Raw genomic sequence first — 26,120 nt, 5'->3', positions numbered from 1 at the left:
ATAGCTGCATGAATACGATTAAGATTGGCATGATTGGACTAGATACCTCACATGTTATTGCTTTTACTAAACTATTGAATGATTCTAAGAATGTTTTTCATGTCCCAGGAGGAGAAGTGGCTGTGGCTTATCCCGGTGGATCTTCAGATATGGAGTTAAGCTATACCCGTGTGGAAGGATTTACAAATGAATTGCGAGATGATTACGGGATTGAAATAGTCCAAACCCCAGAGGAAGTTGCAGATAAAAGTGATGCGATATTACTAGAATCTGTGGATGGAAGAGTTCACTTAGAACAGTTTAGAAAAATTGTCAGCTTCAAAAAGCCAACATTTATTGATAAGCCATTTGCGACAACAACAGAGGAGGCAAGAGAGATTCAGCAATTAGCGAAACAATATCAAACCCCCATCATGAGTTGCTCGGCTCTTCGCTATGCTGCAGGCCTCTCAGCTGTGCTTGAGAAAACTAAGGGGAAAAATTGGATCGGGATGGATTGTTATGGTCCGTTAGCCATTGAACCTCATCATGGTCTATTCTGGTATGGCATTCATACTGTGGAAATGCTTTATCGTGTATTTGGCAGCGGTTGTCAAAAAGTAACCGTAATAACGAGCACAGACCACGATTTAATTATTGGCGAATGGGCAGATGGAAAAATTGGATCTGTTCGGGGAAATCGTAAGGGGAATAACTCATTTGGCGCATTGATCCATACGGAAGAGGGGACAGAGTTTGTTGATATATCGGCTTATGAAAAACCATATTATGCCACCCTTTTGGAGCAAATTATCTCATTTTTTAATACTGGAAAATCAGCTATTTCTTATGAGGAAACATTGGAAATTACGAGATTTTTGGAAGCGGCAAATGCAAGTCGTTTAAGTGGAAAAACGATCACTTTATAAAGCGAATGTTAACTTGATTTTAGGGAAGGGAATTTCTCCATTGAATAAATGGGAGATGTATTGGCAATTAATCCCCCGCTTACCGTTCTTATTTTACCTGGCAATCATGAAATGGGGGAAAGAACTACCAGTTGATCGGATAAAAGCAGTATTTAAAAACAAGAGAGAAAGGAGTTATCTAAACATTGAATTTACCTATCTATCCTATTAGAAAGGAAAAAGCTGAAAATTTAATCGTCAAGGTATATGAAAATAGAAAAACAATGGGGCGGGCTGCAGCAGTTGATGTTATAGCTAAAATGAAAGAACTTTTACAAGTGAAAGACATCATTCGGTTGATATTCGCATCAGCTCCGTCTCAAAATGAATTTCTTGAAACATTAAGAAAAGCTCCAGATATTGATTGGAGTCGTGTTACAGTTTTTCATATGGATGAATATATTGGCTTATCAACCGAAGCACCACAAAGATTTAGTAGATTTTTAACAGATCAGCTTTTCGACATTGTTAAACCAGGGACAATCCATTTAATTGATAGTTCCAATGAAGTAACAAAAGAATGCGAAAGGTATAGTGAACTTTTAAGAGAAGCTCCAGTCGATATTGTTTGCCTAGGCATTGGTGAGAATGGACATATTGCTTTCAATGATCCACCTGTAGCAGACTTTGCGGATTCGCAATCCATTAAAGCGGTGCGGTTGGATGAGATTTCACGTCAGCAACAAGTAAATGATGGGTGTTTCTCAACATTAGAGGATGTGCCGACACATGCACTTACTTTAACGATACCTACATTAATGGCAGGAAGTTTTTTATATTGCATCGTTCCTGGAGAAACGAAGAGGAATGCAGTGCAAGCAACATTACACAACCCCATTTCAACTGAAAATCCGGCAACCATTTTGCGTCGTCATGCAAATTGTGTGCTTTATTTGGATGTGGATGCCTATGGAAGCGACTGACGGTAAAGTGAAAACAGTGATCGAAGGAATCCATTATGCTACGGATGAACGGATATTAGTAACATTAGAAGCAGGGAAAATTAGTGAAATCCATTCTATACCGAAACAAGAGGAGGTTTCGCTTCCGTATATTGCTCCAGGACTTGTTGATTTACAAATTAATGGCCATGGTGGTGATGATTTTAATACTCTACCAATTTCAGAAAAACTTGTTGAACAGATTACGAGTTCCCTTTGGAAGGAGGGGATCACAACATATACTCCTACGATTATCACGAATAGTGATAATGCTATCCAAAGGGCAGTAGAAGTTATTGCAAAGGCGAGTAAAGACAATCAACACGTAAATGATTGTCTAGCGGGAATCCATCTTGAAGGGCCGTTTATTTCCCCAGAAGACGGGCCAAGGGGCGCACATGGGAAGGAATATATTAAACCTCCTAACTGGCAGCTTTTTCAGACATGGCAAAAAGCTGCTAACGGGATGATTAAAATGATTACTATTTCACCTGAATGGCCAAGTTCCATTGAATTTATCGCAAAATGTGTAGAAAATGATGTTACTGTTTCGATTGGGCATACAGCCGCAACTATCGAACAAATACAAAAAGCGGTTAGAGCTGGAGCAAAGCTTTCAACACATTTAGGTAATGGTGCCCATGTTATGCTCCCACGTCACCCAAATTATATATGGGAGCAATTGGCACAGGATGATCTTTGGACATGTATTATTGCCGATGGATTCCACCTACCAGACTCCTTCCTCAAAGTAGTGTTACGAACAAAAGGTGTTCAGTCTTTATTAGTTAGTGATGCAGTCTACCTAAGTGGACTGGAACCTGGTGAGTATGAAACACATATTGGTGGAAAGGTCGTGCTAACTTCTGAGGGCAAGCTTTATTTGCAAGAAAACCCTAATCTATTGGCTGGTTCAGTAAAAATGTTAAAAGATGGAATTACACATCTTACTAGAGCTAAACTATGTACTTTAAAAGAAGCATGGGAGATGGCGTCTATTCGCCCTGCTACATTTATGAAGCTTCCCACCCAAGCTGGTCTTGTAAAAGGAACACCTGCTGATTTAGTTGTTTTCAAATGGAAGGAGAAGCAAGTGAAGATACTACAAACCTATAAAGCTGGAACATTAGTTTATTCCGCTTGATAACTTATTTCTTTGTGTGAGAGAAACATCTCTTCCACAAAACTTTTTAGCAGATATACCTTGCCGATCTTATTAACAAAAATAATATGTGAGGAGATCAAAATGGATAAAAGAGCTTTTTCAATCATTGGGTGTCAACATGAACATATTGGTATCTTTATTGAGGAAATGTTGGGACTTGGGTATGAATGTGTTGGTATTTATGAAAAAGAAAATAAAGCATTGCTTGCATCCGTGGCGAATAAATACAATCTACCTATTGTAGAAGATAAAGAAACCCTACTCGACCAACGAGTTGCTATTGTGGGAAGTTCTGCAATTAATAACCAAAAAATCGATATTATTGAACTCTGTGCAGAGCGCGGAAAACATATTATGGTTGATAAACCTGCTGTTACGAACAGGCAAGACTATAAGCGATTACAAGCGATCATAAATCAAACTAATATTGAAGTTGGTATGCTTTTAACGGAACGCTATCAACCGGCCTTGCGCACATTAAAAAGGTATTTGGAGAATGGAGAGTTAGGACAGATTGTGAACATTGGCATACGCAAACCCCATAAATTAAGACCTTCAACCCGTCCAGAATGGCATTTTTCCAAGGAACAGTGTGGGGGATTAGTGATTGATCTTTTTGTACATGATTTCGATTTACTGCGCTGGTTAACCGGTGTGGAAGTCGTTGATTTAGATGGAATAATAAGCAAAAATATTTTACCGGAGTACCCTAGTTTTTATGATACCGCCAGCGTGCAAGTATTGCTTAAAGGAAATATCCTCGCACAGCTTTATGCAGATTGGCATACACCGGAAGCGAGTGAAACTTATGGAGATGGTCGTGTCTTTGTTGTCGGTACGAAAGGATATGCTGAGTTGCGTCTATCAGGAGATCCATTGATTACTAACGAAAATCTTATGTTCTTAGTAACTCATGAAAACCAGGCTAAACGTGTGGAACTGGATATTGTAAAGGAAAAAATAACGGAAGACTTTTTACGACGAATCAAAGGGGAACAGATTGGGATCACACATCAAGATATTTTAGCAGCGACCAAAGCAACCATCGAGGCTGATGAGCGAGTAAAAAAATATACTGCATTTGAAGTGCCAATCTTAGAAAGAGAATTGTAAAGACTATTCAATTTTAACTTCACCTTAGATAGTACAGATCTTCGTTGAAAAAATACGTTGAAGGTGGGAGAGCATTGTATAGGAAACGTAAGCAAATTTTTTTGATGATTGTTTTCATGTGTTTCCTAACTGTCTTTTTAGGTGGAGCCGGCCAAGCTTCAAATAGTGTAATGGCTAATACTAAAGAAAAAGGGGAAGTGATTTCAAGTCATTTAAATAAATGGGGAGTCATTCCTAAAATTAGCCAAGGTCCGAAGATTGATGGGAGTTTGGATGATGCGGTATGGAAAACAATAAATAGTTTATCCGGATTTGTAACTATCTATCATAATGAATCTGTAGAGGCAGATACAAAAGTGAAATTTGCTTATGATGAGGAAAGGTTGTATATTGGCCTTGATTATACAAGTAAGGATAAGGTGACTTCTCTTGTCAACTTTGATGTGATCTTAAGCCCTTCTGCTACAGGTGAGCAATATTTTCGTATCCCTCTTAAAGTAAGAAATATAACTCCGGAATATGTAAATAATTGGGGACCTAATTTGGAAATTCCTCAAGATATTCAAACCAAAATCCAGTCAACAGATAGAAATATGACTGCTGAAATTACTGTTCCCCTTAATTCACTAGGAGTTGAGAAAGTAACTTCAGGAGATGAATGGCGTTTTAATGCAATTGTGCAGCATGAAATGGGAACAAAACCCCTTAGTTCTTGGGTGCCGATTCGAACATCCAGTATCCATTACACAGGTAATAATAATGCAACTTTTTATGCCAATGTGACTGATGAAGATCGACTAGGAAGCATGTATATGGGAAGTCTCCCTAATAATGAGAGAGAGTCGGATTCGCCTATTTTATGGGAGCCCCAACAGTTTTCTCTTAAATACAAAGGCATAACTGATAAAGTATTGTCTTTTAAACGAAAGGATTTAAATCCGAAAAAGACAACCATTCAATTAAACTGGAAGTCTCCCTCATCAAGGTGGCAACAGATCCATGACTTTCAGATAGACATGGAAAAAGAGTTGTTAAAGGTAGCCTTTCAACATCCGAAACCAGTGGAGAACGGATTGTATCAATTACAAATGGTTATCAATCGAGAAGGAAAGAAAACAAGGTATATGATTGTAAGCTTTGACCGTCATAGCTTAATTAGCGCGGGTGAAACTTTATTTCAAACAGACAAACCTACTGAGGGCGAAAAAACGAAAGTATCATCGGAGCAGCCCACAGAAAAAGTTAAGAAACTATTAGATATTATTCCAGATAAGACTGGATTTAGGTTTGCCGGATTACCTGATCATCCCGAGTTACACCCTGATAAATTATATAAATGGAATGCTAATAAACCTGATCAGTTAACGTCGTCTTATTCAGATCTAACTTACCCGAATGAGCAATATCTAGAAGACCAAGTAATAACTGTCACCAATAAAAAGGGAGAAACAATAGAATACCCTTACTATGAAGATAAGAGTGGTAAACGTTACTTCATTTCTGCACATCTTTGGTATCAGCGAAAGGATTATGTTCTTGGTCAACTAGAGAAAGTGGCGAAGGAAGATCCACTTGGGGCGGCCCGATTACTATACAGATTTGCACAAGTTTATGAAGGATATGTACCGACAAACGATTATCCTTGGCAAACCCAACCCGTCGATCCTAATGTTGGTCCCCCGTATCATTGGTGGGGAGGAACATGGTATCGGTGGGCGGCAGCTGAATTAAGTAATTTTCGTCCATTAGTCAATGCGTATGAGATTGTTAATAAAACAAATGCCTTTCAAGTATTAAGTAAGGAAGTTGGGGAGGATGTAGAAGCTAAACTAATAAAGGATATGTTTGAACCGTCTATTGAGTTTTATCGTACTTTCCCGGTTCTATCTCACAATATGGAATATCAAAACGCATTAGGGTTAACTACTTTAGGCAAGGCATTAAATAGTCCCAATTATATTCATGAAGCGGTAGAATGGTCTGAAAACTTTGTAATGAATACGTATTTATTTGATGGATTTTTCAAAGAAACAACCCTCTCATATCATGATCAGTCTACAGAAGGGATTAACCAAGTGATTGATGAACTCGAAGGGTGGACTGATCCGAAAGGGTATATTTCTCCACGTTTGGGAGAGAGATTAATAAATTTGGATATGAGGGAGAAATACCCTGCGTTAATGAATTCAAAGGAAATTTCAGAATTGCTCGTCTATCCCAACGGTAAATACTTCCCTACACAAGATACTTGGGCTTTTGCGAAATCAACCAATCCGCAGCTAGATTCAACATCATTTTTATTGCCTGCATCTGGGATCACAAGGTTAGCGCGTGTTTCTGAAGAAAATCCAGCACAATTGTATCTCACATTTCAACCGAATTACGGTCATCATCATTATGACCCTCTAAATCTTACCCTTTTTGCTAAGGGGCAGGAGCTGTTGCCAGATATTGGTTATACCCATACGTTTTATCGGCAATGGACGAACTCTACTTTGGCCCATAATACGGTAGTAGTGGATAGTGAAGATGCAAATACATCTGGTCAAGCGGAACACGGTGGGAATATAGATGTTTTTGCAGCTGAGAACGATCAGGTACAGATTATGCGGGCTAATTATGATACAGCCTACTCACAAACAGATGAATTTAGCCGGGAGCCATGGTTTATTCAATTTCCAGGCGTTGAAAATAATGAAGGCTATGTACTTGATCTATTCCGTGTTTCTGGAGGCGATCGCCATGAGTACACTTTACAAGGCGATGCGAACCATGATGCTGAATTTGAAACGGACATTTCATTAAGGGACTATGGCCCCTATCTATTGCCGGAGGATGTTGAGGTACATGAACCTGAAACGGAAATGGACAAAGGAAATGCAGAGGGGCATTACTATGGATATATTTACGTACGTGATGTCAAACAGGCTGATTTAACAGATGGAAGGTATGATGTAACGTTAGTAACAGAAGAAGAGGGGCAGACAAAGGCAAATATGAAGATTACTGGAATAGTCGAACCAGGAGAAAACCAATTGTTTCTTGGGAAGTCTCCGTCATTAAGAGCAACACGATTACACGGAACTACCATGGATACGAATAACCAAGCTGTCAAATATATGATGCCTAAAATGGTGCTTAGACGGGAAGGGAACGATTTGACCAGCCACTTTGTTACGGCGATGGAACCTTATGCAGACGGAGCCAATCCGCGTATCGAAAACATAGAAAAATTGGCGCCAGATCAAGCTAGTGAAGGAGCTATCGCCGTGAAAGTGACTTACGGAGATATAACGGATATTATCGTCAGTTTACCTGATTCCAATCAAGAGTTTATTGTCGATGATATAACCTTGAAAGGTAAAATGGGAATGATTCGTTTAAAAGACGGAGAGGTACAAGACATGTACCTCGTTGGCGGTACATCGCTTAAAAAAGGCAATGTCGCAATAACAGATGAGGGACCTGTTAATGGGACAATTATGGGTGTTAAACGCCAGGCGGCAGGTGATTCTAAGAATGCATTTATTACCGAAGCTTCCGTACCAGATGATGCGCTAGGGAATACTATAGTCATTACACATCCAAATGGGAAAACTCATGGTTATAGGATTAAAAGTGTGGATATAGAGGACGGGAATACCGTTATCGAAATTGATCATATGGATCCAGGATTTAGTATGGATGAGGATGGGGAATCAAAAATGGAATTTTTTCCATTTACTAAATGGATAGGTGCAACAACATTCCGGATTGAAAACTTGAAGCAGTTAAATGATTAAATGAAATAACAAGGTTTAATGTCTAGCCCCTGAAAACACAGGGGCTAGATTGCTTTTGTATTTATTTAGTAGTTGTAAAATAAGCCTCACCCAGAATTTCCTTCGCTTGATAATGATCTAATGAAAGTTCTTTTTCAATAAAGGAATTCACATCTGCTCGTTCTATATCGTACATTACTTCAATTTCTTTAGAAAAAAGCAGCTTTTCTTTTTCAAGCAAGCTAGAAAGAGAAGGTTGTGGTTTTGCCGGCAATTCCCCTGTCTTAAGAACCTGTTTTAGCCCATCAACATAGTATTCAAGTGGACGACCACCTACTATTTTTACACCTTTATTTTCACTATTGATCATAATAATGCTAGGAAAGCCTCTGACACCTAAGCTTCTAGCTAAATTAAAATCTTCGTTTAATAGTTGCTGGCCAATAGGTAGTTCAGCTTCATTGACGATCGCTTCTCCATCAAGACCAAGTTTATTGACGATTTCAATCAGCACGGATGTTTCGGCAATATTTTGATTGAATGCAAAGAGTGCTTCTCTTGCCCGGCGTAAATATTCGTATGCCTTGGCATCATGATGATTTTTTTGAATCACCTTAAATACACGTGAGGGTGGGTAGGAAGATTGAACGGGATTATCAATCATTAAAGAACCGTCAATCGGCATTCTTGAGTGCTCCCCAACTTCTCTCCAGTGACCAGCAACATCGGCTGGCTTAAAAATGCCGTTGGCAGGATCGATGGGTCCATCATGCCATTTTTCCAGCAAGCCACCCATGACTGTATGAAAATTAAAATAATCACCATACTGTTCGACAAAACGGCGAAGAACCGGTTCAATCGCCCAACAATGTGAACAGATCGGATCTGTTACATAATAAAGATGAATCGATTTTTCTCGTTGATTAAAATCAATCATTTCCATTTCCTCTTCCCCAGCTACTCCACAGACACCTGTTTCTACATCGCACATCATATTATTATGGTTGTTCAATGCATTTCTCCTCCTTTATAAGATAAGCGAGGAAATACCTCGCTCTACATTTCTTAATTATGATCTAATTGTTTTTAATGCTGTGGACCAGGCTACAACTTCATTCAACATGGTCTGAACAGTTTCTTCATGGAAGGGCGCTGGTTTAAAGGTTGTCATTTCTTCAAAGTCAGTAAAAAGACTAAGTGCTGGTTGGGTGCCTACTGTGGCAACTTTTGGTACAGTTAATATTAATCGTAAATTATTCGCTGCTGTAACTCCAAGTGTAGAACCATAACTTACAATCCCGGCCGCTTTATGATTCCATTCAACATATAGGTAATCGATAGCATCTTTTAAGCCTGAAGTAATAGCTTTGTTGTATTCTGGAGTAACAAAAACAAAACCATCAAGTTCTTGAATCTTTTTCGACCAAACTTTCGCTTCAGGGGCTTGATAATCTTGGGACATAATGGCAGGTATGGGTTCATTAAATTTTGGCAGGTTGTAATCTTTAATATCTACCAACTCAAATTCAGCGTCCGTTCTTTGCTCTGCAATGGATTTTACCCATTCTGCAACTTGGATATTTACTCTAGAATCTCTTGTACTTCCAGTAATGATACCTATTTTAATCATCTTTATTCCTCCTACAATATCTAAAAAAATTGCATTATTTCATTCGTTCTAGCAAAGTTATGCCATCCTATTTGCCTTACAACTGAATTGTAAGCCATAATAAATAGGAGTAACACCAATAGTTCTATGGATTTGTTGTTTATACAACAGAAAGAAGAAATTGTTTAAAAAGTAGGGGTGGTAACTAAATGACTCAATCAAAAACCGATCCTAGAGTTCTGCGGACGCGCAAATTAATTATGGATTCTTTCATTGAACTTTCAGGAGAAAAGGAATTTAAAGATATTACTGTTAAGGATATTACCGTAGAAGCTATGATTAATCGTGCCACTTTCTATTATCATTTTGATGATATATATGATTTGTTAGAAAAGGCACTATCAGAGGTATTATTAGTTAATTTAGATTGTGATGCTTATCAAAATAAAGAATTGAATGAAGAAGCGCTTGTTAACATTTTCAAAGCAATCACGGATTTTCAAAAATCCTTATCTAATCGCTGTCATCGCGGTTATGAAGATACGATTGCTCGGATTATTAGAGAACAGCTTGAAATTATTTTTTATAAAATGCTGTTGAAACGGCACCATAATGAAGAGAATGGGGCTTTAAAAATTACTGCTGTCATGCTAAGTTGGGGAATGTATGGAGCTTCTGTAGAATGGAGAAGAGCTTCTAAGCAACCGCCAGAGGAATTTATCAAATTGGCTATCCCATACATAATGGCGGGGATTGATTTTAGGTCATCTGATGAACAGCTATGAAGCTGTTTGGTAGCAAAAATTAATAAACGCCCATTATATTGTTCTAATATGGTCCGGGGCAGGGAACACTTTAAGCCAAATCAATCAAAGTCGATCATGAATTTCCCTTTTTTGGTTACACTAACAGGCGAAATGATAAAAAGGGAGTGTTCGGATTTGTTAAAGTTAAAAACTTTGGTGATGGTGCTTTGCCTTTCTGTTGCAATGACTACAACGGCTGGGGGGGTTCTTGCCCATGGATCGAGCCATTTTAAAATGGATAAAGGGGAATTTCAGACTTTAATTGATAAAGGATATGCGAAAAAAGATATTTATCATGCAAAAGGGATTGCATATTTTGCCAAAAAAGATATTGAAGATGTGCTGAATCACTATCAAAAAAGCGGATCTTGGGAGAAAACAGCTAGTCATTTTGGCGTTGATCTGAAGAAAATGAAGGCTAAGCATAAAAAAATGAAAGCCAAGCATGAGAAAATAAAAAAGTTTTATAAGGAAAATGAAGAGGAGATTTTAATATTTATTGCTGGCTATTCCTCGCTTTCAATCGAAGAGCTGAAAAAGATTCAGCAAGACAACAGTTTGAAAACACAGCAACTCATGAGAGCTGCGATTATAGCAAAATTGAGTAATAGCGCCTTGGTAGATATTGTGAACGAACAGAAGATGGGGAAGAAGTTTTATGAGATTGCCAAAAACAGAAATGTGAAGAAAAATGAGTTTATCAAGGAAATGAAAAGAATCCATCATGAAATGGAAGAAAATATTCGTTCATAAAAAAATGAGGGCCCCTTGGGTTAACCCTCATTTTTTTTCATAATACGATAATTTATTGTTAGGAATGGAAGTCCCAAAAACCACATTTTATGATGGGCTCGCAATTTTCCCTTTTTACTTTCGCCGATATGAAACTCCTCTTCTAAAGGCAATTTAAATAAATGCTTTTTCCAAGCAAGATAAATACCGGCATCAGACTGGCTTTGCGCTCTTTTGCTTGTTAATTGTAGTTTTGTCCCGAGTTGCCTTACATCTAATATTCCGATCATAGTAGACCACGGCAAGGGAAGCGCAATATTCATATAGTTTTTTTCATTTGTTCTATGCTCAGAATAAAGAGCAACAAATACGATATTGTCTTCGATTTTTCGTACCCAAGCGCGGGGAGCGGTTCGACCATCTAATTCTTGCTGAATTCCCCAAATTCCTCCTGTCATATTTACTTCCTGCTGATGAAGTGGCAAATTAATTTGTTGCATCAATTGACTCCCTATTCGGTAGAGTGCAGCACATGGTTTAAACCAGCTCGCCCATTTAATTGTTGCAGATAATTGATAATCCATTGTGCGTTCATAAAAATGAATAATTGGAGGAGGAATTGTTTGTTTATTCAGCTCATAGACACTCATATCTTCGACAAGCCCATAGTAGTTCGGAGTTTTTCCAGCTTGTTTAACTTTTTCAAGGAGTTGTTCCCCAATCACCAATCCTCCGCGTATCTGGCTAATCGGAAAAGATAATGGCCTTGTTCTCGGTTCTGGAACATGGAGCGACCATCCGATTAGCCCAAGCAGAGCAAACACAAAGCAGTTCAGAAAACCATGGAAACGAAGCATAAAATCAATATCAATAATGAACCACTGGGATAAATTCCCATAAGCATATATTAGAGAAAAACTAATCGTAACGGCTAGTGAAAGAAAAGAAATACCTACAAGCCATTTTTGCCAAATGTTTTGAAATTCACATTTAAAAGATAGGTAGATCACGCCGAAAATGCCAACGATATAAAGAATGACTGAAACAAGCTCAATCCAACGCGAAAAAGTGATTCCGATGGCTACGATAAGTGGTGAAGCTAATAAGATCAAGCAAATCCAAGGATAGACCTTTTGCTTTGATTTTCTTCCTAAGAAGCCGATAAAGATGGGCAATAGGAAGGCGGAATAGTGGAAATGAATGGCAGTTAGCCAAGTGAGGATGGCTGAAAAGCCTGTGTCCCATCCCGCTTCATAGGCCAAAAACCATCCTCCCCCCATTGCCAAATAAACCAGTCCCAAATCGATGGAAAACTCTTCTAAATGAATGAAGCCTCTTTTTAAAAATCGACTTATCCCATAGATTGCAACGATGATTGTAAAGAGAAAATAAATAGCTGCTAGCCAACCATCCCATGCCGTTTGGTCTGTCCATTGTAGGATGGCCACAGCCGCATACGTTGGAATTGCAAAATAATAATATCGCTTGTTAAACCAATCATGACGAGTGCTGATAAATTGCAATAAAATTGGAACATATAGAATTTGGGCAATTGTCAACATGAGGGAAGGCCATGGTTGTATACTAAAAATGGTGATCAAAAGAAATAAAAGACTATGAATAAGGATAAATGGGCGTATCTTCATGAGTGTTGAAATCTCCTTCATAAGCGAATACCGTTCCGATTAGCGTGTTAGTCACCGTAACTGAAATATGAAAAATCTCTTGATCATCTAAATAACTTTCCTTAACAATCGCTAAAGCTTGAAACATTTTTGGTAGTGGTATCTCGAATTTACCTAAGATCAGTTTTTGATTTTGTGATTTGATTTGTAAACTGCCGTCTTTCGAAACAGTGAACGCTAGATCAGAGTAAAATAAGCTAGGTTCTCCAAGATAATCCTTAATAATCATTCGTTCTTCGTCAAGGCTCATTGTTGCATTAAAAAATCTTTTTTTAGAGCCAAAATGGAAAATGCGTTCCCAATGAATTTGTTCCTCACCATGAGGACCCTTCAATCGGGTATTTTTGATTGAAAAAGGGATGTTTTCACCGCGTTCTGGAAACAGCAATTTGTATTTGATTCCGAGCCAAAATAATGGGAATAACCATTTAGGACCGCCTTGGATATGGCCCATGATTCCTCTTGCCTCGAAAGGAATTTGATATCGTTTTTGCAGCATGGGATGTAAATACTGAAAGTCATCGCCAACGACATGTTTATAAATTGACATGTAGACACCTCATTTTGTACGTTTGCAACTTTTAGCCGTAGGAAAATCCTTATGTAAGAGAAAACCGAGCACAGATAAAGTAACTAATGCAAGATGAAAGGTGAGAGGGCTAAAAGGATGTGCTAAATAATCCGGATTGGCTATAATGGCAGAGATGGCTAAAATCGGAAAAGCAATCATTTGCAGGCTGTACCATAATCTTTTTTGGCGGGCAATGAGCAAACAAAAGCCAAAGATAACCTCACCTATCCCAATCATCGCTGTCAGTGTCTTGGCAACTTCAGTACGGAGCGGGATTATATTCGTCATCATGCTAATCTCTTCTGGATGGATGTGGATCATTTTTGGCACTAATCCGTGGTACATCCAAATAAAAAAGAATAGAAATGTGATGATCCACCCGGAAAAAAAGCGTAAATATTGAGAAGAAGGTGTTTCTTCCTTTTCTAACCATCTCTTTAGCACATCAAAGCTTAAGGCAGTTGCCCATCCCATCAAAGGACGAAAAATAAATCGATCAAATCCTTTTCCTAATGTTCCACCATTTACTTTATAATCATATTGAGTAATAAAGTCGATAGAATCTTGATTTGGTTGATATTTCCAATATCCGCGGCCTTCTCGAATGATACTAATCGCTTGATCTGTACCGAAATGTAAAGCTGAAGTCCGTGATCCATCCTTGCTCTGGACCTCGCCCGTGCTTTTTCCCCAACCGGCAATCCGTATCCCAAATCCAATTTTTGTTTCGTATGTAAAATACTGAGGTTCATCATCCTTTTTAGGCAAATAAGTAATAGAACTAAAGCGCAAATCCCATTGCTCATGCTTCTTTGGATCTTGGGACGCTGTCCATAAATGCTCCAATTTTGACTTGATGGGGACTGCAACATAAATTGGTTTTGTTTTCATGTTTCACCTCAATTTGTTTTGTCTATTGAAAAAGTTAATCTACAACAATATGATCAACAGGAACAGTATATTTGCTTTCGCGAAATTGACCGGGAGACATTCCAATGCGTTTATGAAACACTTTGCTGAAATAGTTGCCGTTGGAGTAGCCAACCAATCTAGCAATCTCTTGAATAGACTTATCAGAGCTGCGAAGCCATCCCATCGCCTTATCAAGGCGAATTTTTGTTAGATAGTTTAACGGTGTCATGGAGGTGGTTTTATGAAAAAGCCGGGTAAAATGATATTTGGATAATCCAGATGCTTCCACTAAATCATCCAGCCCAATGGGTTTGTCATAATGGTTCTGGGCAAATAAAGCAGCTTTGACAATTTGTTCAGGCCATTGCTGAACAGGTGCACCTAAATTACGAGCAAAGCGATAAAGTTCCATCATAAAAGCATAACTTAATGCAGAAGCTTGAAAGGCATCCGTTATGTCCTTGTCTACGGCTTTTTGATAAATGGATAATAATAATTGGATAAGTTCTGATTCAGGCGGAAAGTTGATTACTCGGCCTTTTTCCTCGTGGATAAATCGAAATGCCTTTTCGGCTTCTTTTCCATATAAGGTAATATAAATAAATTCCCAATGCTCACTGTCATTAGGTAAGAAATAACGATGCCGACTTGGTAATGCCACTAGAAAAGCTTTTCCGGAAGTTAAAGGATAGAGTTTTCCATCCATTTCGATCATGCCCCGGCCTGATAAGGTGTATTGGAATACATATTTCCCTACCTCTCTCCGAGTAATTCCATCCCAATGATAGTCAGTCGATTTGACATTTTCCCAGCCAAGTGTATGAATGCCAACTATTTCATTTTGATGATCCCCTTGAAAGCGAAAACCAAATGATTCGTGTTTTTTTCCGACATGTTCAAGTACCAAAGATTCACCCACCTCTCTTAATTTATTAGCAAATCTTATGATGAATATAGCAATAACAAGTCATAAATACAATATCATACCATTGAAAAATGGAGAGGATTGGAATTTATTCAATACGGCGGCATCATGGGTGGATTGCAAATAACTTTGGTTTGGATTGAAAGTGTATAAATTCCGTGGGACTGCCTATCCATATGTAGCTTTACTAGAACTGTTGCAATAAGAAGAGTTTGTAAAGTACGAATCATTTGATCTTGATACTTGATAAATTCGAGTAAATAAGTTAATAATTGAGGGTACAACTTGTCACTTCCTATTTTAGGGATTTTGGTGTCGTGTGGTAACCTCATCAAACCTTAAAATTCAGGGGGTGGCAAGTTTTTTGCATTCATTCCCCTATAAATCAAGGGGTTATTAACTTTTTACTATAGATTATTTGACAATACGCTAATTAAGAAAGGGGGGCTTCAAATGAAACGTGGGGGATTATGGATATTGATTATTTTCATCCTTTTCTTAGTGGGCTGTCGCCATGATCCATTAACGAGGGAGACTATTATTGATTGGGCCGATTTTATTAAATGGGATGGAGTACATTATGATAGAAATTATTCTGGGGTTTTAGCGGATGAATCCTATATAGGTGAAAAACTAGGTACAGTAAAATTCAAAATTGCAGACAATGTGAATAATCCAAATTATAAAAGTAAAGATGGAGATGCTGCTTTCCATGAGAAAGGGACAGAGGTATTCGCAGTTAAAGAGAACCCCAATATTATAGCTGTCAAAGTAAGTGAGGAGATCAATGGATATCAATTATACGGGATGGGGGAGGAAGTTGCCGATCGGTGGGATTTTAAACAATTACCAATTGATCAAGTACGAAGAGTCGAGATTTACCAACTGTATACTCCTGAAGGGATCATCCAAAGAGCAGAATGGAAGAATAAGGTGGAAGTTGAGCGACTTATACAGTTATTAACAAACAGTCAAGATCAGCCGAATTTCGAACCAAATACAGAAAAAGGTGATCCAGATTATTATGAAATGGTCTTTTATATAGGGGAGAGCCCGATTGCTTACAAATATAGTCTCCTATTTGATGGGAACACTTATTATTGGTATCCATTAGAGACTGCTATCTTACCGAATGATATTCAGGAGTTTCTTCAAGATTAATCTATTGCGACTGGGACTGAACGAAAACATGCAAATAGGCTAGTGTAGCGAAAATGCTACACACTTGTTCGTATTTTTGTCCTAGTCGCAAATCGATCATACCTCTTTTAATTCAGTAATCTCTACAGTTGATGTTTCTTCAAGTGGGCCCTGTAAATGAACCATTGCGGTTTGATCTTCTTCATTGAGACTATCAATCCAAACAGACACTCCATTATACTCTACGTCAATTTCAGCGGAAGAGGACAATATTTGTTTCACTCTTTTTACATCCATTATAGTCACTCCCATTTTATTTTCCTTCTATTTTTTGAAGAAGTCATGTATTTATACATTGCGTTTAAAATACTTATTGAATTATCGAGCAATATTTTACCCGTAATTCGTCTCTTTTTACCATTGTAAGTTTATGTAATCCAATCTATGATATAAGTAATCATATGAAGGCGCTTTTAATCATATGTATCGATGTAGCAATAAGTTGCTGTTTTATATCATAAGGAGGCATGCAGAATATGTCGAAAATTACTTTTTTAGGTGCAGGAAGTACTGTTTTTGCGAAAAATGTTCTTGGGGATTGTATGTTGGTTCCGAGTATTCAAGGGTTTGAGTTTGCTCTATTTGATATCGATGAAGCGAGATTAAAAGATTCAGAGGCAATGTTGAATAATTTAAAGAATACAACAAATTCCACAGTCGAAATAAAAGCGTATACAGACAGAAAAGAGGCGCTTCGAGGTGCTAAATATGTCATAAATGCGATTCAGGTTGGTGGTTATGATCCTTGTACGATTACAGACTTTGAGGTGCCGAAAAAATATGGTCTTCGTCAAACCATTGCGGACACTGTTGGGATTGGCGGGATCTTTAGAAATTTAAGAACGATTCCTGTTATGCTTGATTTTGCAGAGGATATGCAGGAAGTTTGTCCAGATGCATGGTTCCTTAATTACACGAATCCAATGGCTGTCCTAACAGGGACAATGCTACGTTATGGTGGCATTAAAACTGTCGGGCTTTGTCATAGTGTTCAAGTTTGTGCACCAGGACTTCTAAAGTCTTTAGATATGCCAACAGACAATATACAATGGAAAATTGCCGGAATTAATCATATGGCTTGGTTATTAGAAATTACTCGTAATGGCGAAGATCTTTATCCAGAAATTAAAAAACGAGCTGCCGAAAAACAACAGTCAAAACATGATGATATGGTTCGGTTTGAGTTGATGAAGCAATTTGGTTACTATATAACCGAATCATCCGAACATAATGCGGAATACCATCCATATTTTATTAAAGAGCGTTACCCAGAATTAATTGAGAAATTTAATATTCCACTTGATGAATATCCACGCCGTTGTGTGAATCAAATCGAAGGTTGGAAAAATATGCGTGATGATCTTGTGCATGATAAACAATTACAGCATGAGAGAACACATGAATATGGTTCTTATATTATAGAAGCAATGGAGACGAATGTTCCTTATAAAATTGGCGGGAATGTTCTAAATACTGGTCGCTTAATTAGTAACTTACCTGAAAAAGCAGTAGTAGAAGTTCCGTGTCTCGTAGATCGTAGTGGCGTTACACCGACATATGTAGGGGATTTGCCAGAACAATTGGCAGCTTTAAATAGAACGAATATCAATACACAGTTATTGACCATTGAAGCCGCTATCACTCAGAAAAAAGAACATATTTACCAAGCTGCGATGCTAGATCCACATACTTCAGCAGAATTATCGATTGATGATATTGTCGCACTTTGTGATGATTTAATTGAAGCGCATGGAGATTGGCTACCAAAATATAAGTAAGATTACTGAAACTGTTCTGCATAAAAACTAGGTCAAATTAGTAATATGTCTCAGGTTATCATAAATAAGATTCAATAAAACCCTCACTTCAAGACTTTTATGAGCTAAAGGAATTGAAAGTGGGGGTTTTTTAAGAACCTTCTTCTAAGAATGGGAGTAGAATAAAATACTTAGGCAGTTGTGAATATGGAGGGGACAAAAATGTTAAGAGAAAAACAAATTTTGAAGCCTGCTATATTTTTTGTAATGATCCTATTTATATTAGTTGGATGTAATAAAAATAGTGAGAAAAAACCTATTTCTAATTCAAATGAAGGCGCTAACAATGAGGAGGTCACTTTGACGTTTATGATGTGGGATGATTGGGGCCAAGGTTTTGCTAATATTAAAGAGAAGGTGGAAAAGCAATTTCCCCATATTACTGTGAAAAATATCGGTGGGGATACAGGCAATAAAGAATGGATTGAAGAAGCTCTGACTGCTCAAACTGTTCCTGATATTATCTTTGCCCATCGACAATACCATGTTGCTCTTTTGAAGGAATATGAATTGAATTATGATATGACCGATTTACTGGAAAAACATGACTTTGATTTATCACGCTATGATCCAGGTCATTTAGATGAGTGGAAATCGTGGGCAAATGGAGAGATTTGGCTATTACCTTTTATGGCAGATCGTTATGCATTGCAATATAATAAAGATATTTTTGATTTATTTGGGGTTGAGTATCCTACTGATGGGATGACTTGGGAGGAAGTTATCTCCCTTGCTAATCAAGTAACAGGTGAAAGGAATGGAGTTCAATATCAAGGGCTTGATATTACCGGAAACGGGCATTTGCCTATGAGCCAAATCATTGGAAGGACACAATTAATTGATCCTGAAACAGAAGAGGTATTATGGACGGAAAATCCTTATGTGAAGCAATGGCTAGAAATGGTAGATAAAGTTTATCATACACCAGGAAATGAAATTCCTGAGGGAGAGGACCCGTGGATTGAATCAAGAACATTGGCAATGAGAGCGTTATGGATTGATATGGCAACACCAGAAGATTTGAATTTTGATTTGGTCACATATCCTCAATGGGAAGCTGCCCCCAATATTGGTCCGTTAGCTGGAGGATGGGCATTTGGCATTACAGAGCCAAGCGAGCATAAAGAGGAGGCGATGGAGGTCTTGAAATTCTTATATTCTGATGAGTATATTGGTATTTTAGGGGAATCACCTATCCATGCCCCATTTAACCATTTATTTGTAGATCAGGATATTGATGAGATGTTATCGGGAGAAAGATTGGAAAAGTTCAAAGGGAAAAATTTGCAAGCGCTATATAAATTAGAGGCTCCAGGCGGTCCTGAATCCCGCTCAGAATTTGATGTTGGTGCTATTCAACAAATTGAACATATGGGAACAAATTTCATTGAATCAGGTTTAGATGTTAATTCCTATTTGCGAGAACTTAGAGAAATGGAAGAGATTAGGATTAAAGATGAAAAAGGGGCAAGCTAATAACTCCCCATTTGTTTTTATTCTAATACAGTCGGGCAGACGGCTCCCCTTCAATTATACTCTGAAGCATAAATTGGTGCCCGTTTAACAGGGATTTTTGGGGAATTCGAAGATAAACCCTCGTATATGATGAAATATTCGATAACCGCGTATGAGTAAAAATAGGCGAATGCACATTCGTCTATTTTTGTTTAGAAAAGTAAGTGAAAACTATTGACTTGTGTAAAATATTCGTGTTAAAATAGTAAATTTGCGTATTTGTTTGATTGATGATATAATATAAATAGAACAAATACAGGAGTGGATCATTTTGTTTGATATTGGTGACAAGGTATTTTATCCGATGCATGGGGCTGGGGTTATTCAAGGGATTGAAATGAAAGAAATACAGGGTCACATGGTGGAATATTGTGCTATTTCTATTCCAATCATGAATTTGAACATTATGTTGCCACGAGCGAATTTAGCTAAAGTTGGTATCCGATCTGTGGTTGATCTTCAGACAGCTAGAACAATCATGAAGAATTTCCATCATGAACAACCACTTGGTGAATTGCCATGGAAAGAGCGATATAAGCGGAATATGGAATTGTTAAAATCGGGAGAAATGCAAAATTCTGCCCAAGTCGTCCAAGACCTCTTATATCGACAAAAAGAAAAGCCGCTTAATTCAACAGAAAAGCAATTATTAAGTGATGCGCATAAAGCTTTAGTTAGTGAAATCAGCATTATTAAGGATATATCTACAGAGCAGGCAGATGAGTTGTTAAAAGCCGAATAATAAATAAAGACACCTCCTTTCTAGAGAACTCTCTGAAAGGAGGTTTTTCTTTTATCTGAATTGCTATAGAGCTAAAATTCCAAAATAGAAAAGCCTCTTGCTTCGAGAGGGATTTTCTTATCTTTTACTTTATTTCCAGTCCATAAATCAATCGGCATTTGCCGATTTTGATGAGCAGGTAGTGTGAATTGCTCCTCTTGATCAGATAGATTAAAAATGACAATAATTGTTTTGTCTTGCTTTTCCTTCATAAAGGCAAAGCAGTGTGAGTTCATTTCCACAGGTAAAAATGAGAGATTCCCTTCGTTAGCAAGTAAAGGATGATTTTTACGCAGTGTAATCAATTTTCGTACATGTTCAAGCATATGCCGATCTTGTTGCTCCTCATCCCATATCATACATTTTCTACAACCAGGATCTCCATCACCATCAATTCCGATTTCATCGCCATAGTAAATACACGGTGTTCCAATGAAAGTTAACAGGAAAGTAAAAATTTGCTGAACCTTCCGTTTGTCACCAGAACATTCATGCAAAATACGAGGTGTATCATGACTGCCGACTAAATTAAAGGCGTTTGTATGGATACTAGCAGGATACATATGGATAACGGCTGTCATGTTTTCAGCAAAAGTTTTACGATCAATGCTTTCTTTAGCGAATAAATCGAGTATGTTTCGAGTGAATGGATAATTCATGACAGCATCAAACTGATCCCCGCGTAGCCAAGGCATGGCATCATGCCAAATTTCACCTAAAATGTATAAATCCGGTTTAATTCCTTTTACTACTTTATGAAAATCTCGCCAAAATCCATGATCTACTTCGTTTGCTACATCAAGTCTCCAACCATCAATATCAAATTCTTCTACCCAATAACGCCCAACATTTAATAAATAGTTTCTAACCTCCTCATTTTGAGTATTTAACTTGGGCATAAAAGGGGTAAAAGCAAAGGTATCATAATTTGGTTTTGGTTCAAAGATTAATGGAAAATCATGGATATGGAACCAATCCTTATATTTAGATTTCTCCCCTTTTTCAACGACATCTTGAAATAACGGAAAATAAAATCCAGAATGGTTAAAAACGGCATCAAGCATTACTTTTATGCCATTATCATGGCAAACTTTTATTAATTGTTTAAGAGTTTCCTTGTCACCAAATTGTGGATCGATTTCTAGATAATCGATTGTGTCATACTTATGATTCGAATAAGCTTTAAAGATTGGCGTAAAATAAAGCCCTGTAATACCTAGCTCTTTTAAATAGGAAATTTGCTCAATGACTCCTTGTAAATCCCCGCCAAAGAAATTGTCCGCTGTTGGTTCACTGCTTCCCCAAGCAAGAGTATCTTTGGGATCGTTTTCAGTATTTCCGTTAGCAAATCGCTCAGGAAAAATTTGATACCAAACTGTATTTTTTACCCATGCCGGCGCTTGGAAGGCATCAGAGACATGAACATATGGTATACAAAAATAAAAGGCAATATCATTCGGTTCTTGAGCTGAAAAGCCGCCTTCGCCAAAGTAGAGTGGATTTTCTCCATCATTTAGTTTAAAACCATATCGTAACCGATGGGAAGCTGGTTTGATTGTAACTTGCCAATAATCATAAAGTTGATCTGTCCCTGTCTTTCGCATCGCTATCTTTTTATTTTTCCATTTCTTCTCTTCCCAGTCATAAGGATCCCCGTGAATAAAATGAATCCCCTTACAATCTCCTTTTTGCGTTTGGATCATAATATTTACACTGTTATCAGCGCAAACGTATGCATGTTGATCTGTTGGTCTATGTATAATAGCTTGCTTATTCAAAATCTCTCCCCCTTTGATAAATAACTGTCTATTTACCTATAATCTAGACTATATTTAAAGTGGTTGTCAACGAAAAAATAGAAATTTTCTAAAAATCTATTGACAGAATTTACGAATGAAATATAATTAAAGTGAAATTGATGGAAGCGTTTGCGCAAGCTTTTTCCCAATTGACCTTACGTAATCTCTTGAAAAAGGAGTTGGTAAGTTGATCTTTCTCCCCTTAAGAAAAGTGGCTTTGTTCACCGTTATTTTTACCGTTATCTTTATGAGCGGTTGCACCGAAAAAGAGAAAACGACTTTTCAGCAAGAAAAGAAAGAATGGCTAAATATCAAGCCCTATGGGATCTACTATGAAATTTTTGTGAGATCTTTTGCGGACTCCAATTCAGATGGGATAGGTGATCTGAAGGGGGCCACAGAAAAATTAGATTACTTAGCTGATTTAGGGATTGAGGGGATTTGGTTGATGCCTGTCCAACCATCACCTAGTTATCATGGTTACGATGTAACAGATTACATAGACATACATCCTGACTATGGGAGTTTAGCAGATATGAAGCAATTTGTTGCTCAAGCACATAAAAGGGATATCAATGTCATCATTGATTTAGTCATCAATCATACTAGCAATCAGCACCCATGGTTTCAAAAGGCATTAACAGGTGATGCAAAATATCGAGATTACTATGTTTGGGCAGATGAAAATACAAATCTTCTTGAAAAAGGAGAATGGGGCCAGCAAGTATGGCATGGTGCGGAAGAAAAATATGAAGGAATCTTCTGGGATGGTATGCCAGACCTGAATTTTGATTCTCCAGCAGTGCGAAAGGAGATCAAAGAGATTGCTACATTTTGGTTAGAGGAAATCGGAGTAGATGGATTTAGATTGGATGCTGCTAAGCATATTTATTCGCCCTCTGATAGTGACCAAGCTGAAGAAAAAAATCATGAATGGTGGCGCGAATTTCGCCAAGAGTTAGAACAAATTAATCCTGAAGTTGTGTTAGTCGGTGAGGTTTGGGATAATGCGACAGTTGTTGCACCATATTTGGATGGTGGCTTAACATCTGCCTTTAATTTTGACTTAGCTGAGAAAATATTGGAATCTGTTCAAGCCGAAAAAGATGTTGGAATTGTATCTTCACTAGTAAGAACAAGAGAATTCTTTCGGGAAATATCTGCTGGTGAATATATTGATTCTACTTTTATTACAAATCATGATATGCCTCGAGTAATGACAGAGGTAAAAGGTAATCAAGATCAAGCAAAAATGGCTGCATCTTTATTGTTAACGCTTCCCGGTAATCCATTTATTTATTATGGGGAAGAGACAGGACTTGAAGGGTCGAAGCCAGATGAAGAAATTAGAGAACCGTTCATTTGGTCTAATGAACAGGATGTTCCCGAGCAAACGAGTTGGAGAGCTCTAAAACATAATAAAGATTTTGAGAAAAAAGCAGTTGAAGCGCAAATTGAAGATCCGAATTCGATGTACAATCATTATCGAAATATGATTCAAGCACGTCGGACAGAGCCAGCATTAATCAGTGGCGAAATCGAGAGAGCTTTTACTAAACAAGCTGGTCTGGTTGTATTTAAACGTAGCACGGAAAAGGATTCCGTCCTTGTTCTTCATAATCTAACGAAAGAAAATCAAAGTTTTTCATTGCATGAAAAGGAAAACGGTTTCTCAAGCTTATTTTACCAATCAGATGATCAGGTAGAGATTAAAAAGGGTCGGAAGACAGTGAAAATAATGTTACCACCATACTCAACCATTATTTTAGATGAAAATTAAAAAGGGATTAAATATCTAGATCGATCTACACCTATCTGATGTTTGAATCAGTTTCAAAATGGATTGTAAACACACGAACGGTTTTATTAAAGGGGCCTAAATTGTTAGCTAATGTATTTCCCTTAACTCAGTTGATTGGAGCGGAAGGTGGCGACTCTTGGGGAATTGGCGGATTGGTGAGATTGCGCAGGAGCATATAGCAGGGGAGCTCAGCACACTCCTCGGGAAAGCGTCGGCCCGAAGTGTAAATCAACGTCGTTCGAATTTACTAAAATCTCTATTATGAAATTGATTCGTTTATATAAAAAATATAAAAAAGGGTGAAAATATCATGAAAAAATTTATTTATCTGGCTGTTATGGCTATGTTTGTGATCGTGCTTGCTGCGTGTAGCAAACCAGGTAGTACAAAGGAAGAAAATACTCAAAATACGAGTAAGCAAGAAGAAACAGAAGAAAATACAACAACAGAAATAGCTGAGTTAGAGCCAGAAGAAGGAGCAGAATTAATTGTTTGGGGGAATGGCGATGAAGAGGGCGAATGGATTGAATATGTCGCGGAGGAATTTACGAAAGAGTTTGATATTCCCATAACATATGAAGATGTATCCCATACAGATGCTCCAGGTAAATTGCAGACAGATGGACCGGCTGGTTTAGGTGGCGATGTATTTATGGGAGCCCATGACCATGTGGGAAATATGAATACAGCAGGACTGATTTATGATAATTATTTTGCTGACGAATATAAAGAGAGATTTATGGAAGGAGCCTTTAATGGGGTTTCTGCTATGTCTGATGGTGAAATGACGACTTTCGGCTATCCACTCGCAATTGAAACGACAGCTCTTTATTATAACAAAGATCTTTTAGATGAAATGGGTTTTAAACCAGCGGAAACTATGGAGGAATTAATAGAGCAATCAAATGAATTTATGAAAGAACATGAAGGTTCTTATGGTTTTATGTTCCCCCCAAGTGATTTTTACTTTATGTATGGATTTGTTGGTGGAAACGGTGGATATGTTTTTGGAAATGATAATACAAATCCGGAAGATATAGGCCTAAATAATGAGGGGGCTGTAAAAGCTGCTGAATTACTCACACAGATTCATGATGATCTTTTGCCGTTGAAAAAAGAGGATATTACAGGAGATGTGATGACTTCCTTTTTCGATGAAGGTAAGCTCTTGTATTATATTTCAGGTCCTTGGGCATTGAAAGGGCATCTTGATTCGGGAGTGAATTTTGGGGTAAAGACAATGCCGACATTAGAGAATGGAGAAGTACCAACAACTTTTTCGGGTATTAAAGCTTTCTTTGTCAACTCATATAGTGAGTATCCAAAAGCTGCCACATTATTCGCTCACTATGCAACAAGTGATGAAATGTTGTTAAAGCGTTTTGAAATGACAAGTCAATTACCGCCTTCCAATGAGTTGCTAGAAAACGAAAAGATAAAGGAAGATCCTAATATGCTGGCATTTCTGGAACAAGCACAATATTCTGTTTCCATGCCGAATATTCCTGAAATGCAACATGTATGGGGGGCTATGGAAGTGGCATTCACAGCTATATGGAATGGTGAAGCTGAGATACAAGCAGCCTTAGATAAAGGGGTTCAACAAATCAAGGATGGTATTGATTCACAAAAATAATGAAAGAAAATAGCGAGGCTGGGCCATAATTAAAATGCTAAACAGCAAAGATGAACGAAGTATTATCATAGCGTAGGAAATATACGTAGACTCCTGTGGGGATCGGCATTGGTCACGTCTTATGACCAACGCCGACAGTAGAACCTCATGTTTCTCGAAAAGGCAGCGGTGAGCTCTCGGGGTGCGCTAGCACGTGGAGGCTCACCAGCCGCCCGAGGAAAACGAAATATATTTCCCGAGTAAGTTATATGGATATAGTCGTTCGGTTTGTCTTTGGAGAAAACATTTACGTCCCAGTCTCAGTATTGAAATGAGGGATAAGTATGAGTGCCTTACTGCAACAAATGAATGAAGAAAGACAGTCTGAAAACCAAACTAACCCTAATTTTCCTGACAAAAAGCGA

General features: G+C 37.8%; 21 protein-coding genes. 13 read left to right on the top strand and 8 right to left on the bottom strand.

Going from position 1 to position 26,120, the window contains the following annotated elements:
• Positions 1-8: 8 nt before the first annotated feature.
• From J2Z23_RS00665 to J2Z23_RS00645, 5 genes are all read left to right on the top strand, one after another.
• On the top strand, positions 9-908 hold the full coding sequence (locus J2Z23_RS00665) for a Gfo/Idh/MocA family protein (protein WP_209972932.1): 900 nt from the start codon (positions 9-11) through the stop codon (positions 906-908).
• Between the two features lie 185 nt (positions 909-1,093).
• On the top strand, positions 1,094-1,870 hold the full coding sequence (locus J2Z23_RS00660; RefSeq protein WP_064468617.1) for a glucosamine-6-phosphate deaminase: 777 nt from the start codon (positions 1,094-1,096) through the stop codon (positions 1,868-1,870).
• On the top strand, positions 1,857-3,032 hold the full coding sequence (gene nagA / locus J2Z23_RS00655) for an N-acetylglucosamine-6-phosphate deacetylase (protein ID WP_209972930.1): 1,176 nt from the start codon (positions 1,857-1,859) through the stop codon (positions 3,030-3,032). Before J2Z23_RS00660 ends, nagA begins: the two co-directional genes overlap by 14 nt.
• Positions 3,033-3,134: 102 nt before the next feature.
• Positions 3,135-4,166 carry a Gfo/Idh/MocA family protein gene (locus J2Z23_RS00650; protein ID WP_057984115.1) on the top strand — a complete coding sequence of 344 codons (1,032 nt, stop codon included), beginning with the start codon at positions 3,135-3,137 and terminating at the stop codon, positions 4,164-4,166.
• Between the two features lie 74 nt (positions 4,167-4,240).
• On the top strand, positions 4,241-7,948 hold the full coding sequence (locus tag J2Z23_RS00645) for a heparinase II/III domain-containing protein (protein WP_209972928.1): 3,708 nt from the start codon (positions 4,241-4,243) through the stop codon (positions 7,946-7,948).
• 61 nt (positions 7,949-8,009) lie between these two features.
• Here the strand turns inward: J2Z23_RS00645 and J2Z23_RS00640 are convergent, their stop codons facing one another.
• Positions 8,010-8,921, bottom strand: a complete 912-nt coding sequence (locus J2Z23_RS00640; RefSeq protein WP_057984348.1) for a DsbA family protein — start codon at positions 8,919-8,921, stop codon at positions 8,010-8,012.
• A 75-nt stretch (positions 8,922-8,996) separates the two neighbouring features.
• Positions 8,997-9,557, bottom strand: a complete 561-nt coding sequence (locus J2Z23_RS00635; protein WP_057984119.1) for an NADPH-dependent FMN reductase — start codon at positions 9,555-9,557, stop codon at positions 8,997-8,999.
• Positions 9,558-9,745: 188 nt separating this feature from the next.
• Between J2Z23_RS00635 and J2Z23_RS00630 the strand changes: the two genes are divergently transcribed.
• Both J2Z23_RS00630 and J2Z23_RS00625 read left to right on the top strand, forming a co-directional pair.
• A complete protein-coding gene (locus tag J2Z23_RS00630) occupies positions 9,746-10,321 on the top strand; it encodes a TetR/AcrR family transcriptional regulator (RefSeq protein ID WP_057984121.1) in 576 nt (191 codons plus the stop codon).
• 156 nt (positions 10,322-10,477) lie between these two features.
• On the top strand, positions 10,478-11,095 hold the full coding sequence (locus J2Z23_RS00625) for a hypothetical protein (protein ID WP_057984123.1): 618 nt from the start codon (positions 10,478-10,480) through the stop codon (positions 11,093-11,095).
• A 20-nt stretch (positions 11,096-11,115) separates the two neighbouring features.
• On the opposite strand, the gene J2Z23_RS00620 is transcribed toward J2Z23_RS00625, so the two are convergent.
• Genes J2Z23_RS00620 through J2Z23_RS00605 form a run of 4 tightly spaced genes read right to left on the bottom strand, consistent with a single transcriptional unit; the run spans position 11,116 to position 15,149 of the window.
• Positions 11,116-12,720 (bottom strand): YndJ family protein, encoded by a 1,605-nt coding sequence (locus J2Z23_RS00620; RefSeq protein WP_057984125.1) that lies wholly within the window; start codon positions 12,718-12,720, stop codon positions 11,116-11,118.
• The gene (locus J2Z23_RS00615; RefSeq protein ID WP_057984127.1) at positions 12,689-13,309 is read right to left on the bottom strand and encodes a DUF4166 domain-containing protein; all 621 of its coding nucleotides are present in this window, start codon (positions 13,307-13,309) and stop codon (positions 12,689-12,691) included. Before J2Z23_RS00615 ends, J2Z23_RS00620 begins: the two co-directional genes overlap by 32 nt.
• Positions 13,310-13,318: 9 nt before the next feature.
• Complete coding sequence (locus J2Z23_RS00610) at positions 13,319-14,221, bottom strand: DoxX-like family protein (protein ID WP_209972927.1); 903 nt, start codon at positions 14,219-14,221, stop codon at positions 13,319-13,321.
• A 34-nt stretch (positions 14,222-14,255) separates the two neighbouring features.
• Positions 14,256-15,149: a helix-turn-helix domain-containing protein gene (locus tag J2Z23_RS00605; protein WP_064468678.1), complete on the bottom strand. Its 894-nt coding sequence runs from the start codon at positions 15,147-15,149 to the stop codon at positions 14,256-14,258.
• A 471-nt stretch (positions 15,150-15,620) separates the two neighbouring features.
• On the opposite strand from J2Z23_RS00605, the gene J2Z23_RS00600 reads away from it, so the two are divergent.
• The gene (locus tag J2Z23_RS00600; protein ID WP_209972925.1) at positions 15,621-16,328 is read left to right on the top strand and encodes a hypothetical protein; all 708 of its coding nucleotides are present in this window, start codon (positions 15,621-15,623) and stop codon (positions 16,326-16,328) included.
• 96 nt (positions 16,329-16,424) lie between these two features.
• Here the strand turns inward: J2Z23_RS00600 and J2Z23_RS00595 are convergent, their stop codons facing one another.
• Positions 16,425-16,604 carry an H-type small acid-soluble spore protein gene (locus tag J2Z23_RS00595; protein ID WP_209972923.1) on the bottom strand — a complete coding sequence of 60 codons (180 nt, stop codon included), beginning with the start codon at positions 16,602-16,604 and terminating at the stop codon, positions 16,425-16,427.
• A gap of 239 nt (positions 16,605-16,843) precedes the next feature.
• Between J2Z23_RS00595 and melA the strand changes: the two genes are divergently transcribed.
• From melA to J2Z23_RS00580, 3 genes are all read left to right on the top strand, one after another.
• Complete coding sequence (gene melA / locus J2Z23_RS00590; protein WP_209972921.1) at positions 16,844-18,145, top strand: alpha-glucosidase/alpha-galactosidase; 1,302 nt, start codon at positions 16,844-16,846, stop codon at positions 18,143-18,145.
• 201 nt (positions 18,146-18,346) lie between these two features.
• Positions 18,347-19,660, top strand: a complete 1,314-nt coding sequence (locus J2Z23_RS00585; RefSeq protein WP_057984143.1) for an ABC transporter substrate-binding protein — start codon at positions 18,347-18,349, stop codon at positions 19,658-19,660.
• A 310-nt stretch (positions 19,661-19,970) separates the two neighbouring features.
• Complete coding sequence (locus J2Z23_RS00580; protein WP_057984145.1) at positions 19,971-20,441, top strand: CarD family transcriptional regulator; 471 nt, start codon at positions 19,971-19,973, stop codon at positions 20,439-20,441.
• 71 nt (positions 20,442-20,512) lie between these two features.
• Here J2Z23_RS00580 and J2Z23_RS00575 read toward each other — a convergent pair whose 3' ends face one another.
• Positions 20,513-22,258 (bottom strand): alpha-glycosidase, encoded by a 1,746-nt coding sequence (locus J2Z23_RS00575; protein ID WP_057984147.1) that lies wholly within the window; start codon positions 22,256-22,258, stop codon positions 20,513-20,515.
• A gap of 208 nt (positions 22,259-22,466) precedes the next feature.
• Here J2Z23_RS00575 and J2Z23_RS00570 point away from each other — a divergent pair, with 208 nt between their 5' ends.
• A complete protein-coding gene (locus J2Z23_RS00570; protein WP_209972919.1) occupies positions 22,467-24,059 on the top strand; it encodes an alpha-amylase family glycosyl hydrolase in 1,593 nt (530 codons plus the stop codon).
• A gap of 331 nt (positions 24,060-24,390) precedes the next feature.
• Complete coding sequence (locus tag J2Z23_RS00565) at positions 24,391-25,716, top strand: sugar ABC transporter substrate-binding protein (protein WP_064468609.1); 1,326 nt, start codon at positions 24,391-24,393, stop codon at positions 25,714-25,716.
• Positions 25,717-26,120: the final 404 nt, after the last annotated feature.

Origin of the sequence: Lederbergia galactosidilytica (assembly GCF_017873565.1) — a bacterium.
Taxonomy (GTDB): Bacteria; Bacillota; Bacilli; order Bacillales; family Bacillaceae_C; genus Lederbergia; species Lederbergia galactosidilytica.
Note: the sequence above shows the minus strand (reverse complement) of the source record. Positions and strands in the feature narration are given on the sequence as shown.

What these genes read in the sequence shown, in the direction of transcription:
- J2Z23_RS00620 (WP_057984125.1), bottom strand. Translation starts at nt 12,720, where the DNA reads ATGAAGATACGCCCATTTATCCTTATTCATAGTCTTTTATTTCTTTTG.
- J2Z23_RS00595 (WP_209972923.1), bottom strand. Translation starts at nt 16,604, where the DNA reads ATGGATGTAAAAAGAGTGAAACAAATATTGTCCTCTTCCGCTGAAATT.
- J2Z23_RS00610 (WP_209972927.1), bottom strand. Translation starts at nt 14,221, where the DNA reads ATGAAAACAAAACCAATTTATGTTGCAGTCCCCATCAAGTCAAAATTG.
- J2Z23_RS00565 (WP_064468609.1), top strand. Translation starts at nt 24,391, where the DNA reads ATGAAAAAATTTATTTATCTGGCTGTTATGGCTATGTTTGTGATCGTG.
- J2Z23_RS00635 (WP_057984119.1), bottom strand. Translation starts at nt 9,557, where the DNA reads ATGATTAAAATAGGTATCATTACTGGAAGTACAAGAGATTCTAGAGTA.
- J2Z23_RS00600 (WP_209972925.1), top strand. Translation starts at nt 15,621, where the DNA reads ATGAAACGTGGGGGATTATGGATATTGATTATTTTCATCCTTTTCTTA.
- J2Z23_RS00615 (WP_057984127.1), bottom strand. Translation starts at nt 13,309, where the DNA reads ATGTCAATTTATAAACATGTCGTTGGCGATGACTTTCAGTATTTACAT.
- J2Z23_RS00650 (WP_057984115.1), top strand. Translation starts at nt 3,135, where the DNA reads ATGGATAAAAGAGCTTTTTCAATCATTGGGTGTCAACATGAACATATT.
- J2Z23_RS00630 (WP_057984121.1), top strand. Translation starts at nt 9,746, where the DNA reads ATGACTCAATCAAAAACCGATCCTAGAGTTCTGCGGACGCGCAAATTA.
- nagA (WP_209972930.1), top strand. Translation starts at nt 1,857, where the DNA reads ATGGAAGCGACTGACGGTAAAGTGAAAACAGTGATCGAAGGAATCCAT.
- J2Z23_RS00585 (WP_057984143.1), top strand. Translation starts at nt 18,347, where the DNA reads ATGTTAAGAGAAAAACAAATTTTGAAGCCTGCTATATTTTTTGTAATG.
- melA (WP_209972921.1), top strand. Translation starts at nt 16,844, where the DNA reads ATGTCGAAAATTACTTTTTTAGGTGCAGGAAGTACTGTTTTTGCGAAA.
- J2Z23_RS00665 (WP_209972932.1), top strand. Translation starts at nt 9, where the DNA reads ATGAATACGATTAAGATTGGCATGATTGGACTAGATACCTCACATGTT.
- J2Z23_RS00640 (WP_057984348.1), bottom strand. Translation starts at nt 8,921, where the DNA reads ATGATGTGCGATGTAGAAACAGGTGTCTGTGGAGTAGCTGGGGAAGAG.